Genomic DNA, 14,285 nt, shown 5'->3' with positions numbered 1-14,285 from the left:
ATGGGACCCTCACATCGCGGTGACGCGCGTCTGGCTGGCGACGATCAGCAGCGGCGTGCCGGTCGGCGCGCAGATCGCCTGGCTGTCGATGAGCAGCAGCGGCTGTCCGTTGGAAGCGACACGGGTGGCGGCGGTGACGAACTGCGCGCTGACGCATGGCCCGTTCGCCGCCGGTGGTGGCGGCAGCGCGCAGCCGGCAACCAGCCACGGCGCCGGCATCGTCACGCTGGGCTGGCCGCTGACGGTGACGCGCGGATTCGGTGCGGTGGCCTGCGCCTGGCCGCCGTGCGAGCAGAGCACGCTGGCGCCGACATGGATGAGGAAGCCCGGCATCGCGCATCTCCCTAGGTCACAACCAATGCGCCGTTGTTCACCGTCACCGTCGGCCCCGCGAGCACGATGGTGGCGCCCTGGCCGTTGGAGATCGTGATGCCGACCTCGTTGACCATGATCATCGCGCCGGTGACGCTCTTGATCAGGATGCCGCCGGCCGGCCCCGGCACGTCGCTGATCGAGATGGTGTTCTGCAGACCCGACTGCAGCACCACGCTCGGGCTGGCCGGATTGCCGGCCAAGGCCAGCGCGGGCACTTCCGCCGCGCTGCCCCAGAAGCCGCCGACCCATACCGGATAATCCGGATCGCCCTGTTCGAACTCGATCCACACGCCGGCGCCGATCTGCGGCACCACGTACACGCCGCTCTGCTTGCCGGCGATCGGCACGCACGGCATCGCCCAGCTCGACGGGATCAGCCCGGACACGTCCGGCACCATCGCCTGGATGCGGCCGCGCTGTTCCGGGTCCACGTTCTGGATCACGGTGCCGCGGTACTTGCCGAAGAACTTGTTCATGGCAGCACCAGCGGCACGGCGGAGACCAGTCCCTTGCGCGACAGCTCGAAGCTCTGCTTGTACTCGCCGCGCCTGATCGTGTGACGCACCTGGCTGACGTAGTGCAGGCCGTCGAATGCGGGCCCCACGCCGCGCACGCCGACCAGCTGGCGCGACTTCAGCACGCGGCCGTAACGCACCACGTCGAGGCTGCCACGGCCGGTGACGGTGTCGGCCGATTTTGCCGCCTCGGCCATGCCCAGCAGCATCGCGCGCTGCGGCGAATACTTCGCGGTCTCGTCCAGCGGTCGGAACTGCTGCGGCGGCGGATCGACCAGCCCCAGCGGCGGATTCAGCGGGCCGACATCCGGGATCGGAATCGGCAGCGGCACCTTGGTCTGCTCGTTCTGGATGTAGACGACCGGCAACTGCCGCGCGTTGCCGTTGTAGCTGAAGCTCAGCTCGTCGACGTTGCTGGCCGCGTCCATGTCCGCGTTCAGCGCCGGCTGCGGCACGCCCACCTTCACCTTGGGCCCCCAGTACGCGATGCTCATGCCCGGCGCCGGACCGGGATCGAGATAGAACACGTAGCCCACGCGCTCGGCCAGCAGGCGGATGTACTCCAGGTCGCTGCCCTGCTGGGTCGGGATGCGGTTGGTCGGGATCGGCACGTCCATCGCGATGCTGGGGATCACCAGCGGCACGATGCCGAGGAAGGCGTATTTCGCCAGCAGCAGCGCCACGATCGCCTCGGCCGGCATCGCCGGGTACGGCACCCCGGGCAGGCCGGAGAATTCGAGCTTGGTCATCACCGTGGTGAGGTCGTCGCCGGTGACCTGCAAGGTGGTGTGGCGCTGGTCCGCGCCGGGCACCACTTCGGTGCGGGTCACCACGCCGTCGATCAGCACCTGCGGCATGCCGTTCACGGTGACCACCACGATCACCCGCAGCAGCGGCACCACGCCGCCACCCGAGAGCAGGAACAGCGTGTGCAGCGGCGACTGCACGCTCAGCGTGAACTGCAGGGTGAACGCACCGGCCGCCTCGTCCGGCGCGTTCACCTCGACCCGGGTGAGCGCATCCAGCACGAGCTGCGGCACCGGCACCGGCACCACCGGGCCGACCAACAGCGTCAGGTGCACGCCTTCAAGCATGCGGCACCCCCGGGATGCCTTCGGGCAAGGTGATGCGCAGCTCTTTCCCGATCGTCCCGGTCAGCTCGTCCGGGCGCAGCGCGCGGTTCGCGTCGCACAGCCGCCAGAACTGTTCGGGATCGCCCAGGTACTTCGCCGCGATGTTGTCCAGCCGCTCGCCCTGCACCACGCGATGCCACTGCAGCAGGGCGAGGCTTTCCGGCGGCGGCACGAAGCGGCGCTTCAGGTACGTCACCATGCTGCCGTCGGCGCGCACGAGGCTGGTCGTGGGCGTCAGCGCGTAGCGGCTGGTGGGCGGGAAATTCGAGGTCATGGAGGCTTCTCCGTCGCGGGCGTGTCGATCGACCCGGTTCCGTCAGGCGTACACCGCCTCGCCGCGATCCCTCCGGGATCGCAGCTCGGCCAGCATCTGCTGTTCGCTTTCGTCCGCCGCCCAGGCGGGTCGCAACTGGAAGTGCGGCTGGTCGACGATGGTTTTCCAGTTGCCGCCCCACTCCAGGCCCAGGTCCATGCCCAGCGCGCCGACGGCCTTGTACTTCGGCGACTCCGGCAGGTAGCGGTTGCCCTCGAACACGCCGATGTCGAAGGCGATGCCGAAGTTGTGGTTGGAGTAGCCGGCGCGGGCGTTGGTCACCTTCTTCCCCGGCGCCGTGCGCCCCTGCGCATACAACGCCGCCTGCTCCTCGTAGCTGCGCAAGCCGCTGATCACGCGGATGCTGATGCCCGCAGCAGCCGCCTTCTGCACCAGGGCGCGCGCAATCGGGCGTACCTGCGGCAGCAGCGTGGCGATCACCTTCTCGCTGCGATCGTCCACCGGCGAAACGGCTTCGGCCGGCTTCATCTGATCGATCTTCTTGTCCACCAGCCGCGCGTAGATCGCGCCCCAGGTCTGCGGGCCGGCCTTGCCGTCCACCTCCACGCCGAGGGCCTGCTGTACGGCGGCAATCATTTCCTCGATACGCATGTCGCTCTCCGATGTGTTCGCGGGGTATTCACGGCACGCCGCTCAAGCCGAGCGCGGACAGCTGGCCGCCCGCGCCGCCGGCCAGGCGCTCCTTCTGCTGCAGGTAGCTCATGAACAGGCTGGCGGCCTTGTGCCCGGAGGGCACGTCGTTCACCGACAGCACGCGCAAGCCCAGGCTGACCTTGGCGCGGATCGGGTTCAGCGCGGCGTCGAACGCTTCCTCGGTGACGCCGAACTCGGTGACGCGCACCGGCAGGATGCGCGACTTGCTCCACACGAACAGCGCCAGCGGCGTCTCCATCGGCACGATCTCCAGCGTGCCGATCTGCGCCAGCACATCGTTCGCGCGCAGTTGCCCGCTGCGCGGGTAGACCATGGTTTCCAGTGCCGCCAGCTGGGCGAAGATGCCGGACTCGGCGACCCCGCCGTTCTGCTCCGGAAATTCCAGCTGGTCGGTGGCGTCGATCTCCGCCTCCAGCTTCAGCGTCTCCACCGGCGGCCCCTTCAGGCGCAGCACCTCGGAACGATCGCCGCCATCCGCGCTGACCGCCTGCACCTGCAGCGAGCGCGTGAGCGAATCGGGGTTGTACTGCAGCGCTATCACCCGCAGCACCGCCGAGCTGGCCGCGTCGATCAGCACGATGCCGCCCTTGAGAATGCGCGGGGAGCCGGGGAAGGTGCTCATGGCTGGCCGCCGCAGCCAGGCAAGCGGTCCAGCCGGCCCGGCCCATGCAGAGTCAGTCGTAGTTGCATTGCTTTGCGGTCTCCGGCTGGTTGCGTGGTTCGCCCAGGGGACAATCGGCATTCCTGTCCGGCTCCCTCTCGGCCGGGCCGAACTTGCCCGCGTCCTCCGCCTGGCGCGAATGGGGCTTGCAGGCCGCCTCGTTCATGGGGGTGAGCGAGCCACTGGTCCGGTGCTGCTCCATGCGTTGTTCCTTGTGCGTGGTGTCGAGTTCGACCGTCGCGTAGCGCAGGTAGCCGAAGATGCCTTCCCATGGGCGACGCCCCCGGCCCCGGTTCCTGCGGAATTGTTCGATCGCGGCCAGCAGCTTCGGTGCCGCCGGTGAATCGGCGGCCACGCCGAACAGCTTCAACCGCTCACCCGGGTCGGTGACGCGATCGAGCAGGCCAAGGAACTGATCGGCAAGCCGGGGGTTGGGGATGTCGCCGCCGACTAGGAACTGGGTGACGTCTTCCGCATCGCCGAAGCCCACGTCGCGCAGGGCGTCGGCAAGGCTGCTGCCCGGCGCGATCGTCGGCACGCGACCGAGCAGTTCGCCACCGGCCATCGGCGCCGGCAGCGGGACGCGCGGGCCGAGCCGTTGGGCCAGCAGGTCGCGCAGGCGCCGTGCGCGCGACAGCGAGAGCTTCTGGTTCGGCTCGGGCTTTTCGCGGTTGTCTTCCGGCGAGGCATAGCCACTGATGGAATTGACCTGGCTTCCCGCCGCGACCTGCTGCGCTACCTCATCGAGGGTGTGCTTCGACTCTCCCTTCAACTGCGGATCAAGCGTGTCGCGGTCGCTGTCCAGACTGAAGTAGTAGCGCAACCGGCCACGCTGCACGACATCCACGGTGACCGGCTCCTGGACATCGCGCGGTGGAATGTCCTCGTAGCACTGGTAGGAAACCGGGCAGCGGCATTCGCGGCAGGTCTGGTCGCTGACGGTTTGGCCGGGAAGATTTCCGCCCACGCCACCGGTGATCGTGAAGGGGCCGCCCGGCGTATCGGTTACTTGAACGCCGATCCTGGTGCCACCCGGCGTTTCGTAGCCGGCCCCCGCCTGTATGTCCAGTTTTCCCGACTGCGTTCCCTTCAGGACTCCCCCGCTGCCGCCGATCTGGCCGCCGTTCGGCAGCTTGACGCGGACATCCGCCGAACCGCCGGCCTGCGGTTCCTTGCCGGTGTTCTGCACCTGCCCCTGCACGCCGACATTCACGTTGCCTGCGACGTTGACGTCCACGCCGACCTTCGCCGTACCCGTCGTGAGAGTCTTGGGAACGATGTCGCCAGTGACCCGCGCGGTGACCTTGCCGCTGCAGATCTCCAGCGTCACGCCGGGATTCGGGGTCAGCTGCGCGGATGCCCTCGTGCGCGTGACGTTGCTTCCGGCGCAGGCACACAGATAGCGGATGATGCGAATGACGACCTGGTCGTCGCCACGCTTTCCGCCATCGACGCTGGCAGCACGCCCGCGACCGCCTCGCAGTTGCGGCGATTTGAAATCCGGTTCGGCGTCGGCGACATCCGGCGTGTCGGCCAGCGTCGGTCCGGGCCGGCGCTGCAAGGCGGCGGAAGGCGCGGCGCGTACGGCTGGCACGGCGGCACCGGTCACCACCCGGTCGGCAACGCGATCCGCCTCGATTTCGGCGCTCGAATCCACCGCACCGACGGCGAGCCGGGGACTCAACGACGCCGGTGACGTGCCCTGCTGGAGGGTATGCGTCAGCTCGTGCGCCAGCAGGCGGCGCCCCGCGGCGGAGCGCGGGGCGAGCTGCCCCTCGGCAAACACGATGTGCTGCCCCACGGTGTATGCCAGCGCGCCCACGGCCCTGGCCGAAGCCGCCGCACTGTCGTCGGCATGCACGCGTATCGCGGAGAAATCGCGGCCGAACCGCGGCTCCATGTACTGGCGGGCGGCCGGATCGAGCGGCGTTCCGGGCGAACGCAACACGGCCAGCACCGCGTCCGGTGCCTGGGTGCCGGACGCGAGGGATGGCCCGGCCTTGCGTTGCAAGGGATGGCGCTTGCGGGCGCATTCGGCGCACGTTCCGCCGCCCGGCACATGCCGGCCACAGCCGCACTTCCGCTGCAGCACGAAGGCGGTTGCCGGGGCCACCTGCGCCGCCGCCATGCTGGCGCTGCGCTCAGCCACGTCCGCCTCCGGTGCGCGCAGCCGCCCTCTTCGCCGCCCGCTTCGTCTTGCGCAACCCGGCGAGGAAGGCGTCGAGCTTGCCCGCATCCAGTCCGCGCTTCTTCTTCGCGGTGTCGATCGCGTCGATGACCGCGTAGGCTTCGTCGCAGTACTTGACGAGGAAGGCCCAGCTCATCTGCTGCTTGCGGCCCCAGGTGACGCAGACCGGGCCGCTCTTCGTGTAGCCGGGCACGTAGACGTAGTGGCCGTTGCGCGGGTTCGGCTGGCCGGCCTTGCCGCTTACCACGGCCCACGGCTTGCCGGCATAGAACTGGGTCAGCGCCGCGTCGGGCAGGCTGAAGCCGAGGCCGACGCCGATATCCATGAACACCGCGCGCTTGACCTCGCTGCGCTTGCCCTGGTCGATCTGCGCGAAGGCCTTGATCCTGTAGCGCCGCTTCGCGGCGAGCCAGCCCTTGCTGCGCCACTTCTTCAGCGAATCGAGCACGACCAGGCCGCTGTCCGCTCCACCGGTTTCGCCGAAGTATTCGTGCAGCACGTCCTTGTCGCTGATCGCGATCAGCTTGTTCTGTTCGGCCTTCTCGAAGCGCAGGGTCTGGTGCGCGCGGCCGGCGATCACGCAGTCGCCGTACTGGTCGTTGCCGAACATCGGCGTGGGGATGCCGTGGTGCACGACGTCGAAGTCGTACTCGGCCGGCAGCACGGGCGGCGCCTTCAGCAAGGCGGCAAACATCAGGTTGCGGTCGTCGCGTCTGGCCTTCCGTTTGCCGAAACGCACGATGCCGTCGGGACGGGGTTTGGGGATCGCTTTCATGTCAATGCTCCTTGCCCGCGACGCGCGCGGCGGGCGTGATGCCGAGGCCGTGCTGCACCGCCGTGGCGATGCGCGGGCCGAGGCGCTCGTGCGGATCGCTGGCAGTCGGCAGCCTCGCCGGCGGCAGCGTGGCCACGGCGCCGAGACCGCGCAGCGCGTCGACCGCGCCTGGCCGCGTCAGCAAGCGGGCCAGCTCGCCTTCGAGCGCGGCACGCACGTTGCCCGCGCGTTCGCCGCCGAGCAGCGCCTCGTCCAGCACCAGCCGCTCGATGTGCAGCTCGATGCTCACGGCTTGCCTCCGGCGCTTTCCAGCCAGCGGAAGTCCGCTTCGTTGATCGGCTTGTCCAGCTTGCGGTATTCGGTGCGCACGGCATCCAGCAGCAGCGGCATGCCGATCGACACGCCAGCCTTGGCCGCCATGAATGCCGCGTTGAGCGCGATGCCCTGGATGCTGCCGCCGGTGAGTGCGAGCCGCGCCAGCCGGTCGAAGTCCAGCGCGCCCACCGCCGCCTGCGCCGGGAACACCGAGGCCCAGATCGCGCGGCGTTCGGCCGTGCCGGGGAACGGGAAGTTGATGACGAAGCGCAGCCGGCGCAGGAACGCGCTGTCCAGCGCGCCCTTCATGTTGGTGGCCAGGATCGCCAGCCCGCGGAACGACTCCAGCCGCTGCAGCAGGTAGTTCACCTCGATGTTGGCGTAGCGGTCGTGGCTGTCCTTCACTTCGCTGCGCTTGCCGAACAGCGCGTCGGCCTCGTCGAAGAACAGGATCGCGCCGCCGCCCTCGGCCGCGTCGAACAGCTTGCGCAGGTTCTTCTCGGTCTCGCCGATGTACTTGCTGACCACCGCCGACAGGTCGATGCGGTACAGCGACAGGCCGAGTTCCTGCGCCAGCACTTCCGCCGCCATGGTCTTGCCGGTGCCGCTCTCGCCGGTGAACAGCGCGCTGATCGACAGCCCGCGATTCATCCGCTGGCGGAAACCCCAGTCGTCGTAGACGGTGGTGCGCTGGGCAACCTGGTCGGCGATCTGGCGCAGCAGGGCCTTCTCGCTGTCGGGCAGTTTCAGGTCGTCCCAGCCGGCCTTCGGCTCGATCCGCTGGGCGAGTTGATCCAATGCCGGTCGCGTATGCGCCAGTGCGCCCTGCCACAGCGTCGGCGCCAGCGCGGCGGGCTTGTCCTCGGCCGCTGCCAGCGCAGCGTGTGCGATCTGCTCGATCCTGCCCAGGTTGAAATCGAAGTGGCCGGCCAGCTGCTGCGGCTGCGCGCCGGCGGCGTCGCCGAGCAGGCGCTGCCACAGCGAACGTTGCTCGATGGCGGTGGGCTTGGCCACGTCGACGCTGAGCGCCTGCGTGGCCGCACCCGCCCACGGCTCGCGCGCGTCGACGAAGGCGAGCCCGCCGGTGCGCGCGAGGAAACGCTTGACCCATGCGGCAGTGGCGTCGCCGTGTTCGACCTCGGCCGCGTCGAGGTACAGCGCCAGCGGCAGCAGCTGGCTCTCGCGCTGCCACAGCCGCAGCAGGGTTTCCTGTTCGGCGACCGCGGCCGGCAGCAGCTCCGCCGACAAGCGATAGGCCTGCGCGCCAAACGCGGCGGCGATGGCCTGCGCGATCGCCTGCTTGCTGACGCTGTCGCTGCCGAGCAGTTGCACCAGCGGCAGCGGCTCGCCCGGCGGCACGTGGTGCAGGCTGTCCAGCAGCTGATCGGCGATCGCCTGCTGCGACGGCGGCAGCGTGGCCGGCGGCAAGGCGGTGAGCAGCGGCGTCAGCCGGTCGTCCAGGTAGTTCATGCCCTTGACGAAATTCACCACGCGCTCGTCGGCACTCAGCGCCGCGCCGATCAGCGGCTGCGCACCGGGCTGGTGGATGTCGAGCAGGCGCCAGTAGCGCAACGGCCGCTGCGGCGACAGCGCGTCCCAGCTCGGCGCATCGAGCACGGCGAAGGCCAGCGCGAAGGTGGGATACGGCCGCGCCGGATCGTGCTGGGCCTGCGCGCACAGCGCGGGGAAACGCGTGTCCAGTTCCATGCCGACGCACAGCAGGAGCACGTCGCGCTCGAACGTGGACAGGCCGAGGCGGTTCGCGAGCACGGCCAGCGCCGGGGTGTGGCCGCCCTCGTCGTCGTCCGGTGCGGCAGCGGCCACGCCGTCGTCCGGCACCGCGGCGACGAGCGGTCGGGCGGCGGGCGGTTCGTCGGCAGCCGCCGCTGCGAGCGGCGGCGGTGCGTGCTGGCCGCTGAAGATCCGCGCGACCCAGGAATGCTTGGGCCCGGCCGGCGCGCTCACCGCCGGCGCGGATTCCATCAGCGCGGTGGCCGCCGCCGGTGCGGCCGGCGGCGTGTCGTGCCGCTGCGCGGCGCGTTCCAGCCGCGCGCGCAGCTCGGCCAGCGCACCGGCGAGGTAGCGGTCGTTCGCTTCCAGCCACGGCGCGTAGTCGTTCATGACACGACCACCTGCTGGTCCGCGGCGAACGCGGGCACGCTGCCGCTGAAGTCGACCGGGATGCTGTCGGCGCCGTCCACGCGCAGGCGCACGGTGTACCTGCCCGCGGCCACGCCGGTGAGCTGGAAGACCAGTGCGGTCGGCTGGTGCGTGTCGGCCGGGTTGCCGAGGCTGGCCGGCGCCAGCAGGCGATCGCCGAACAGCAGGAACACGCGCTGGCCGTCGCGGATGCGCGGGGTGCAGGTCAGGTTCAAGGCGAAGTCGCCGGCCGCGGCGGCGAGCGAGCCGAGCGTGATGCGCGGCGCCAGCACCAGCGGCAGCTCGTTGCTGAGCAGCGGCGGCAGTCCCGGCGACTGCACCAACAGGGCCACGGTGTAGATGCCCGGCGTCCAGCGCGCGACGGCATCGGCATCGTCGGCGGTGTCGGCGAGATGCACGCGCAAGCTGCCGGCCGCGTCGCCGGGTCGCGGCGCGATATCGATCGGTGCGTCCAGGCGCAGGCTGCTGAAGCGGGCCAGCGCGTGATCCGTCGCGAGCTGGCGCCCGTTCAGCACGATGTCCTCGCCAAGGCGCACGGCAGCCTGATGGCGCGGGTAGTCGAGCGCATCCAGCACCGCGGCGGCGGACGCGGTGGCGATCACGCCGCGGTCCTGCGCGCCGCGCCGCAGCACCGGCAGCGGCGCACGCATCGCCGCCTGGCTGTCGATCAGCACCACCGCCGCCTCGTAGACGGCCGAGGCGCGGTAGTTGGTCTGGAACGCGGTCCACAGCCGGGACAGCTGGTCCACACTCTGCGGCAGCGGGGTGACGCGCACGCGCTCGATCTGGCCGGCCAGGTCGTTGTCCGGCAGCGCGTTGCGGATGTCGTTGCCGTCGAGCACGCCGCGGTCGTGCAGGGTGCTCATCGCGGCGGCCAGCACGCGGTGGCTGAGCGCGTCGTTGTCGTTCTCGCCGCGGCCCCAGGCGGTGATCACGTAATGCAGGTTCAGCGCGAGCGGCGGCGGCGCGGTCTCGCCGGGACGCACTTGCCCCGGCAGGTCGAGGTTGCGCCAGGCCGCGTTGGCCACCACTTGGTACAGGAACAGGTTGAGCTGCGCCTTGCTGATCCCCTTGCGCGCCACGTCGGGCGGCTGCAGGGTCACCTCCAGGTCGCTCAGTTCCGCATCCAGCACGGGCATCTGCGCCAGCAGCAGGTTGCGCAGCGTGCGCGTGGTCGCGGCGATGGCCAGCACGTTGCTCATGGCGAGGCCTTGCCGCGCTGGCGCAGGTAGTCGTCGAGGCTGCCCGGCTGCGGGCCGTCGCGACGACGCGGCGGCGCGGCAGCCGCCGGCGTGGCGCGCACTTCGAGCCGGCCGATGCTGACGTGTACCACCGGCTCGCGCGCTGCATCGGCCTTGCCTTCGGCTCGCGCGGCGGCGGCCCGCGCGGCGACGGCGCGTTCGGATCGCGTGGATGTCGCACCGGTCGCGGCAAACACCGGTGCTGGTGCAGGCAGCAAGACGCCGTTCGGTGCGGGCGTCGATGCGGCTTCCCGGCGAGTGCGCGCCACGCGCGGCGGGCGCGGGAAGGCGAACGAGGAAGTGACCGCCGGACGTTCCGGCGTGGGCGGCGTGCTGGCCTGTTCGGCGCCGATGGCGCGCACCGGCGAGGCCGCGCGCGGTGGCGACGGCATCGGCGCGTGCGGTACATCGGCGGCGGTGCCTGCCGTCGTCGGCAACGCCGGGTGCTCCACCGGCGCGACGCGGGCGGCACGTGGCTCGATCGACTCGCGCGCATGGGTCGGCGCGCGCGGTGGCGGTGCGACATCCGGCACTGGCGGCACTGCCGGGCTCGCCTCGCGAGCGCGCGCGAGCGCCTCGCTCTCGTCGGCCGGCGGCGTGACCGGCGCGCGCTGCAGCGGTTCGAACAGCGACGGCAGCCGTGGCGCCAGCGCCGCCCCGCTGCCGATCGCGCGTGCCGCCAGCCGGTCGAGAAAATCGCTCATGGCGCGCACAGCTCCAGGTAGGCCTGGCGGCGGCGGGGGCTCAGCGCGAGGATGTCGGCCTCCGCCCAGTGGTAACTGGCGGCCAGCGTGTCCACCTCGCGCAGCATGTGCAGCGCCCAGGCGTGCAGCTCCTGCCACAGGAAGCGCGCGATATCGAACAGCGGCTGCCATTCGTGGCCGCAGTCCGGGCAGCGGAAGGCCAGTTGCAGGTCGGCTTGCGGATCGGCCTGCGCCATCGCCTGCGCGATCTGTGCCTGCAGCTCGTGCGGCAAACCGCGAGGCTCAAGCGATTCGCCGCCATGCTGCACGGCGAGCACGCAACGTTCGAGCAGCAGCGCACGCGCGGCCCCGCCATCGCCGCAGCTTTCCAGCGCCAGCAGGTCGCGGCTGTCGGGCAGGCGGAACTGCACGCGGATGCCGTGCGCGGCGTGCTCCAGCGTGGAGGCGGCGGCGTCCGCATCCGGCAGCCGCAGGTCATCGCAGCGGAACGTCGCCTCGACCGTGGCCGCGCATTGCGGGCACGCCGCCACCGCGTCGATCGCGGCGCCGAACAGGCGCTCGCGCAACTTGAGCAGCCGCGCGTCGCGCCGACCCAGCGGCATCGCCGCCAGTGCATCGACAGAAGCTTCGTCGTCGCAGCTGCAGCCAAGCAGCAACAGTCCGCGTGCCGCGGCGGACGGCTCGCCCCCGCGTTCCCAGACCTGCAGCAGCTGCGCGGGCGTGGGCGTGTGCATGGCGCTCAGCCGGCGGGTACGGTGAAGCTCGGCTCGGCCGGCTCCGACACACCGACGTCGCGCTCCCAGCCCTCGTTCTCCAGCTTCAGGTGCTGGATCGCCACCGCGTTCGCGTTCGCGTCCAGGTCGGGCATCGCCTGGTACTCCGAGACCCAGCAGCGGTACAGCTTGTAGGCGAGCGCGAGCTGGCCGGCCTCGTTGTAGACCTCGAGGATCAGGTCCTTGCGGAAGTCCTTCAGCGAGACTTCCGCGCCGAGCCCGGCGCCGAAGTTCCACACCTTGTTCGCCCACTTCTCGAACTCGGTGTCGTGGGTGACGCCGCGCTCGATGGTGATCGCCTCGTACTCGGTGCGCCCCGGCGACTTGCGCGTACTGCTGGGGTCGCCGCCCTCGCGGTGCTTGACCACCTCGGTGGTGCGCTTCAGGCCCGACACCTTGCTGATGCCGGCCACGTAGCGGCCATCCCACTTCACCCGGAACTTGAAGTTCTTGTACGGATCGAAGCGCTGCGCATTGACGCTGAACTGAGCCATGGTGGTTTCCTCAAGACTGGATCTGGCCGGCCATCTGCTGCAGCTGGATGACCACGAACTCGGCGGGCTTGAGCGGCGCGAAGCCGACCACGATGTTGACGATGCCGAGGTTGATGTCGTTCTGCGTGGTGGTTTCCTTGTCGCACTTCACGAAGTACGCGTCGTTCGGCGTCTTGCCCTGGAACGCGCCCTGGCGGAACAGGTTCTGCATGAAGGCGCCCACGTTGAGGCGGATCTGCGACCACAGCGGTTCGTCGTTCGGCTCGAACACCACCCACTGGGTGCCGCGATACAGGCTCTCCTCGATGAACAGTGCGGTGCGCCGCACCGGCACGTACTTCCACTCCGAGCCGCGTTCGTCGTTGCCCTGCAGGGTGCGTGCGCCCCACACCACGGTGCCGTAGACCGGGAAGTTGCGGATGCAGTTGATCGCCCGCGGATTGAGCACGCCGTTCTCGCCATCGGTGAGCACGGTGCCGACGCCGAGCGCGCCGGTCACGCTGGCCTCGCTGCCGGCGGGCGCCTTCCACACGCCGCGCGCTGCGTCGGTGCGCGCGTAGATGCCGGCCACGAAGCCGCTGGGCGGGAACGCGCGCGGCCGGTTTTGCTGCAGCGGATCGGCGGCGATGATCCACGGGTAGTAGAACGCGGCGTTGATCGCGTCGTCGCCGGTGATGTCGCCGGGGCCGTCCTTCTGCGTGTCGAAGGTGGTGCCATCGGCGCTGTCGGCGATCAGGAACGCGCGGCGATCGCGGCAGAATTTCTGCAAGGCGGAGATCGTGCCGGTACCGGTTTCGCCGGGCACGCACAGCAGGTTGAACAGGTCGACGCGATCGAGCTGGTACAGACCACCGGTGCCGGACAGCGGCAGCAGCGCGGTCTCGAACGCGGGGTCGTTCGGCGCCAGCACCGTGCCGTCGGCGCCGCCGGCCAGCTTCGCGCCGTCGGGAATGTTGCCGGCCGCGGTATCCGCGGGCGGATCGGTGGCTCCACCCTGCACCGCAGCCGTGACGTAGGCGGACTGCGCGGCCAGCACGCTGGTGACGAAGCGGGCGTCGTCGGCCTTCATCGACAGGTTGTCGAACGTCTCCACCGCCACGCCGGCAGGGTCGAGCTGCCAGTTCACCACGCTCAGGCGGAACCGGCTGGCGTCGAAGCTCGACTTCCGGATGACCACGGCGAAGTCGTTGGCCCAGAGACCTTCGCTGCTCGCGGCAAGCAGCAGCTTGCCGTCGAGGGTGACCTTGGCCGCCTTCGCGCTGGCGTCGACCAGGCGCACGATGTAAGCCTGCTGGCCGCCGTTGGCGAAGAACTGGTTGACCGCGTAGTCGAGCAGGCTGCGGCTGTCGATGCCGCCGAACTGGCGCGCGAAGTCGGCGTAGCCGAGCACCAGGGCGGCGCGCCCGGTCGGCCCGCGCGGCGCCCAGCCGGCGAACGCCGCGATCGACGTGGCCACCCCCGTGATGGTGCGCACGCCGCTGGGAATTTCCTCGATGTAGACGCCCGGATAGGTGAGCGCAGATGGCATGGGATCGGTCCTCCGAAAGTGAAAACCCCTGTGGCGATCAATGCGGCGGCGGTCGCCGGTGCTCGTTCAACGCGTACAACACCTCGCCATCGGGGAGCCGGTCGCGATGCAGCAGGCCCTCCGCCACCAGCGCCGACAGCACCTGCTCGATGCGCTGGCGGCTGTTCTCGTAGCGCTGCTGCGGCAACCACCAGTTGACGACGCCGCGCAAGGTGTCTGCCGCGCGCGGGTGATCCTGCAGATACGCCAGCACCGAATGGCGAATCTCGTCGTCATCGCTTGCCGGGGACCCGCTAGTCGAGGGCTTGGTCATGGCGACATCCCGCATCTGCGTCGACTCTGGCAACGAGTGTGCCAGTGGCCGCCGGCGTGAAAACGGCATGGCGCCGGGCCGCGGCCCCGCCGGCGGCGCTGCGACCGGGTCAGGACTGACCC

The 14,285-nt window shown here is 70.3% G+C and carries 16 protein-coding genes and 1 pseudogene; all 17 read right to left on the bottom strand.

Annotation, left to right across the window (positions count from 1 at the left end; translation table 11 throughout):
- Window positions 1-9: 9 nt before the first annotated feature.
- Window positions 10-333 carry a hypothetical protein gene (locus ACVCL9_RS16245; RefSeq protein WP_447097362.1) on the bottom strand — a complete coding sequence of 108 codons (324 nt, stop codon included), beginning with the start codon at window positions 331-333 and terminating at the stop codon, window positions 10-12.
- Window positions 334-344: 11 nt separating this feature from the next.
- Window positions 345-851, bottom strand: a complete 507-nt coding sequence (locus ACVCL9_RS16240) for a phage baseplate assembly protein V (RefSeq protein WP_447097363.1) — start codon at window positions 849-851, stop codon at window positions 345-347.
- Window positions 848-1,984 carry a hypothetical protein gene (locus tag ACVCL9_RS16235; RefSeq protein ID WP_447097364.1) on the bottom strand — a complete coding sequence of 379 codons (1,137 nt, stop codon included), beginning with the start codon at window positions 1,982-1,984 and terminating at the stop codon, window positions 848-850. The genes ACVCL9_RS16240 and ACVCL9_RS16235 overlap by 4 nt, the downstream gene beginning before the upstream one ends.
- The gene (locus ACVCL9_RS16230) at window positions 1,977-2,297 is read right to left on the bottom strand and encodes a LysM domain-containing protein (protein ID WP_447097365.1); all 321 of its coding nucleotides are present in this window, start codon (window positions 2,295-2,297) and stop codon (window positions 1,977-1,979) included. The genes ACVCL9_RS16235 and ACVCL9_RS16230 overlap by 8 nt, the downstream gene beginning before the upstream one ends.
- A 42-nt stretch (window positions 2,298-2,339) precedes the next feature.
- Window positions 2,340-2,825, bottom strand: a complete 486-nt coding sequence (locus ACVCL9_RS16225; protein WP_447099491.1) for a M15 family metallopeptidase — start codon at window positions 2,823-2,825, stop codon at window positions 2,340-2,342.
- Window positions 2,826-2,870: 45 nt separating this feature from the next.
- A pseudogene (locus ACVCL9_RS16220) lies at window positions 2,871-2,954 on the bottom strand (peptidoglycan-binding protein); the annotation flags it as partial.
- Between the two features lie 22 nt (window positions 2,955-2,976).
- Entirely contained in the window at window positions 2,977-3,633 is a 657-nt protein-coding gene (locus tag ACVCL9_RS16215; protein WP_447097366.1) for a hypothetical protein, read from the bottom strand.
- Between the two features lie 52 nt (window positions 3,634-3,685).
- Entirely contained in the window at window positions 3,686-5,800 is a 2,115-nt protein-coding gene (locus tag ACVCL9_RS16210) for an eCIS core domain-containing protein (protein ID WP_447097367.1), read from the bottom strand.
- A gap of 13 nt (window positions 5,801-5,813) precedes the next feature.
- The gene (locus tag ACVCL9_RS16205) at window positions 5,814-6,635 is read right to left on the bottom strand and encodes a hypothetical protein (RefSeq protein WP_447097368.1); all 822 of its coding nucleotides are present in this window, start codon (window positions 6,633-6,635) and stop codon (window positions 5,814-5,816) included.
- Between the two features lies 1 nt (window position 6,636).
- Window positions 6,637-6,924: a hypothetical protein gene (locus tag ACVCL9_RS16200; protein WP_447097369.1), complete on the bottom strand. Its 288-nt coding sequence runs from the start codon at window positions 6,922-6,924 to the stop codon at window positions 6,637-6,639.
- The gene (locus tag ACVCL9_RS16195; protein WP_447097370.1) at window positions 6,921-9,071 is read right to left on the bottom strand and encodes an ATP-binding protein; all 2,151 of its coding nucleotides are present in this window, start codon (window positions 9,069-9,071) and stop codon (window positions 6,921-6,923) included. Before ACVCL9_RS16195 ends, ACVCL9_RS16200 begins: the two co-directional genes overlap by 4 nt.
- Window positions 9,068-10,312, bottom strand: coding sequence for a DUF4255 domain-containing protein (locus tag ACVCL9_RS16190; RefSeq protein WP_447097371.1), 1,245 nt, complete (start codon window positions 10,310-10,312; stop codon window positions 9,068-9,070). The genes ACVCL9_RS16195 and ACVCL9_RS16190 overlap by 4 nt, the downstream gene beginning before the upstream one ends.
- Complete coding sequence (locus ACVCL9_RS16185) at window positions 10,309-11,055, bottom strand: hypothetical protein (protein WP_447097372.1); 747 nt, start codon at window positions 11,053-11,055, stop codon at window positions 10,309-10,311. Before ACVCL9_RS16185 ends, ACVCL9_RS16190 begins: the two co-directional genes overlap by 4 nt.
- Window positions 11,052-11,789 carry a T4 family baseplate hub assembly chaperone gene (locus ACVCL9_RS16180; protein WP_447097373.1) on the bottom strand — a complete coding sequence of 246 codons (738 nt, stop codon included), beginning with the start codon at window positions 11,787-11,789 and terminating at the stop codon, window positions 11,052-11,054. The genes ACVCL9_RS16185 and ACVCL9_RS16180 overlap by 4 nt, the downstream gene beginning before the upstream one ends.
- 5 nt (window positions 11,790-11,794) lie before the next feature.
- Window positions 11,795-12,322: a phage tail protein gene (locus tag ACVCL9_RS16175; RefSeq protein ID WP_447097374.1), complete on the bottom strand. Its 528-nt coding sequence runs from the start codon at window positions 12,320-12,322 to the stop codon at window positions 11,795-11,797.
- A 10-nt stretch (window positions 12,323-12,332) separates the two neighbouring features.
- The gene (locus tag ACVCL9_RS16170; protein ID WP_447097375.1) at window positions 12,333-13,850 is read right to left on the bottom strand and encodes a phage tail sheath family protein; all 1,518 of its coding nucleotides are present in this window, start codon (window positions 13,848-13,850) and stop codon (window positions 12,333-12,335) included.
- Window positions 13,851-13,887: 37 nt separating this feature from the next.
- A complete protein-coding gene (locus tag ACVCL9_RS16165) occupies window positions 13,888-14,163 on the bottom strand; it encodes a hypothetical protein (protein ID WP_395116168.1) in 276 nt (91 codons plus the stop codon).
- Window positions 14,164-14,285 lie beyond the last annotated feature (122 nt).

It is taken from the genome of Rhodanobacter sp. UC4438_H5, assembly GCF_052978405.1.
The sequence above is the reverse complement of the archived record's forward strand: the minus strand, read 5'-3'. Positions and strand labels throughout refer to the sequence as shown.

Excerpts from the sequence above, each read along its gene's own strand:
- ACVCL9_RS16190 (WP_447097371.1), bottom strand. The coding sequence starts at position 10,312 with ATGAGCAACGTGCTGGCCATCGCCGCGACCACGCGCACGCTGCGCAAC.
- ACVCL9_RS16170 (WP_447097375.1), bottom strand. The coding sequence starts at position 13,850 with ATGCCATCTGCGCTCACCTATCCGGGCGTCTACATCGAGGAAATTCCC.
- ACVCL9_RS16210 (WP_447097367.1), bottom strand. The coding sequence starts at position 5,800 with ATGGCGGCGGCGCAGGTGGCCCCGGCAACCGCCTTCGTGCTGCAGCGG.
- ACVCL9_RS16185 (WP_447097372.1), bottom strand. The coding sequence starts at position 11,055 with ATGAGCGATTTTCTCGACCGGCTGGCGGCACGCGCGATCGGCAGCGGG.
- ACVCL9_RS16240 (WP_447097363.1), bottom strand. The coding sequence starts at position 851 with ATGAACAAGTTCTTCGGCAAGTACCGCGGCACCGTGATCCAGAACGTG.
- ACVCL9_RS16225 (WP_447099491.1), bottom strand. The coding sequence starts at position 2,825 with ATGAAGCCGGCCGAAGCCGTTTCGCCGGTGGACGATCGCAGCGAGAAG.
- ACVCL9_RS16180 (WP_447097373.1), bottom strand. The coding sequence starts at position 11,789 with ATGCACACGCCCACGCCCGCGCAGCTGCTGCAGGTCTGGGAACGCGGG.
- ACVCL9_RS16235 (WP_447097364.1), bottom strand. The coding sequence starts at position 1,984 with ATGCTTGAAGGCGTGCACCTGACGCTGTTGGTCGGCCCGGTGGTGCCG.
- ACVCL9_RS16230 (WP_447097365.1), bottom strand. The coding sequence starts at position 2,297 with ATGACCTCGAATTTCCCGCCCACCAGCCGCTACGCGCTGACGCCCACG.
- ACVCL9_RS16245 (WP_447097362.1), bottom strand. The coding sequence starts at position 333 with ATGCCGGGCTTCCTCATCCATGTCGGCGCCAGCGTGCTCTGCTCGCAC.
- ACVCL9_RS16165 (WP_395116168.1), bottom strand. The coding sequence starts at position 14,163 with ATGACCAAGCCCTCGACTAGCGGGTCCCCGGCAAGCGATGACGACGAG.
- ACVCL9_RS16195 (WP_447097370.1), bottom strand. The coding sequence starts at position 9,071 with ATGAACGACTACGCGCCGTGGCTGGAAGCGAACGACCGCTACCTCGCC.
- ACVCL9_RS16215 (WP_447097366.1), bottom strand. The coding sequence starts at position 3,633 with ATGAGCACCTTCCCCGGCTCCCCGCGCATTCTCAAGGGCGGCATCGTG.
- ACVCL9_RS16205 (WP_447097368.1), bottom strand. The coding sequence starts at position 6,635 with ATGAAAGCGATCCCCAAACCCCGTCCCGACGGCATCGTGCGTTTCGGC.
- ACVCL9_RS16175 (WP_447097374.1), bottom strand. The coding sequence starts at position 12,322 with ATGGCTCAGTTCAGCGTCAATGCGCAGCGCTTCGATCCGTACAAGAAC.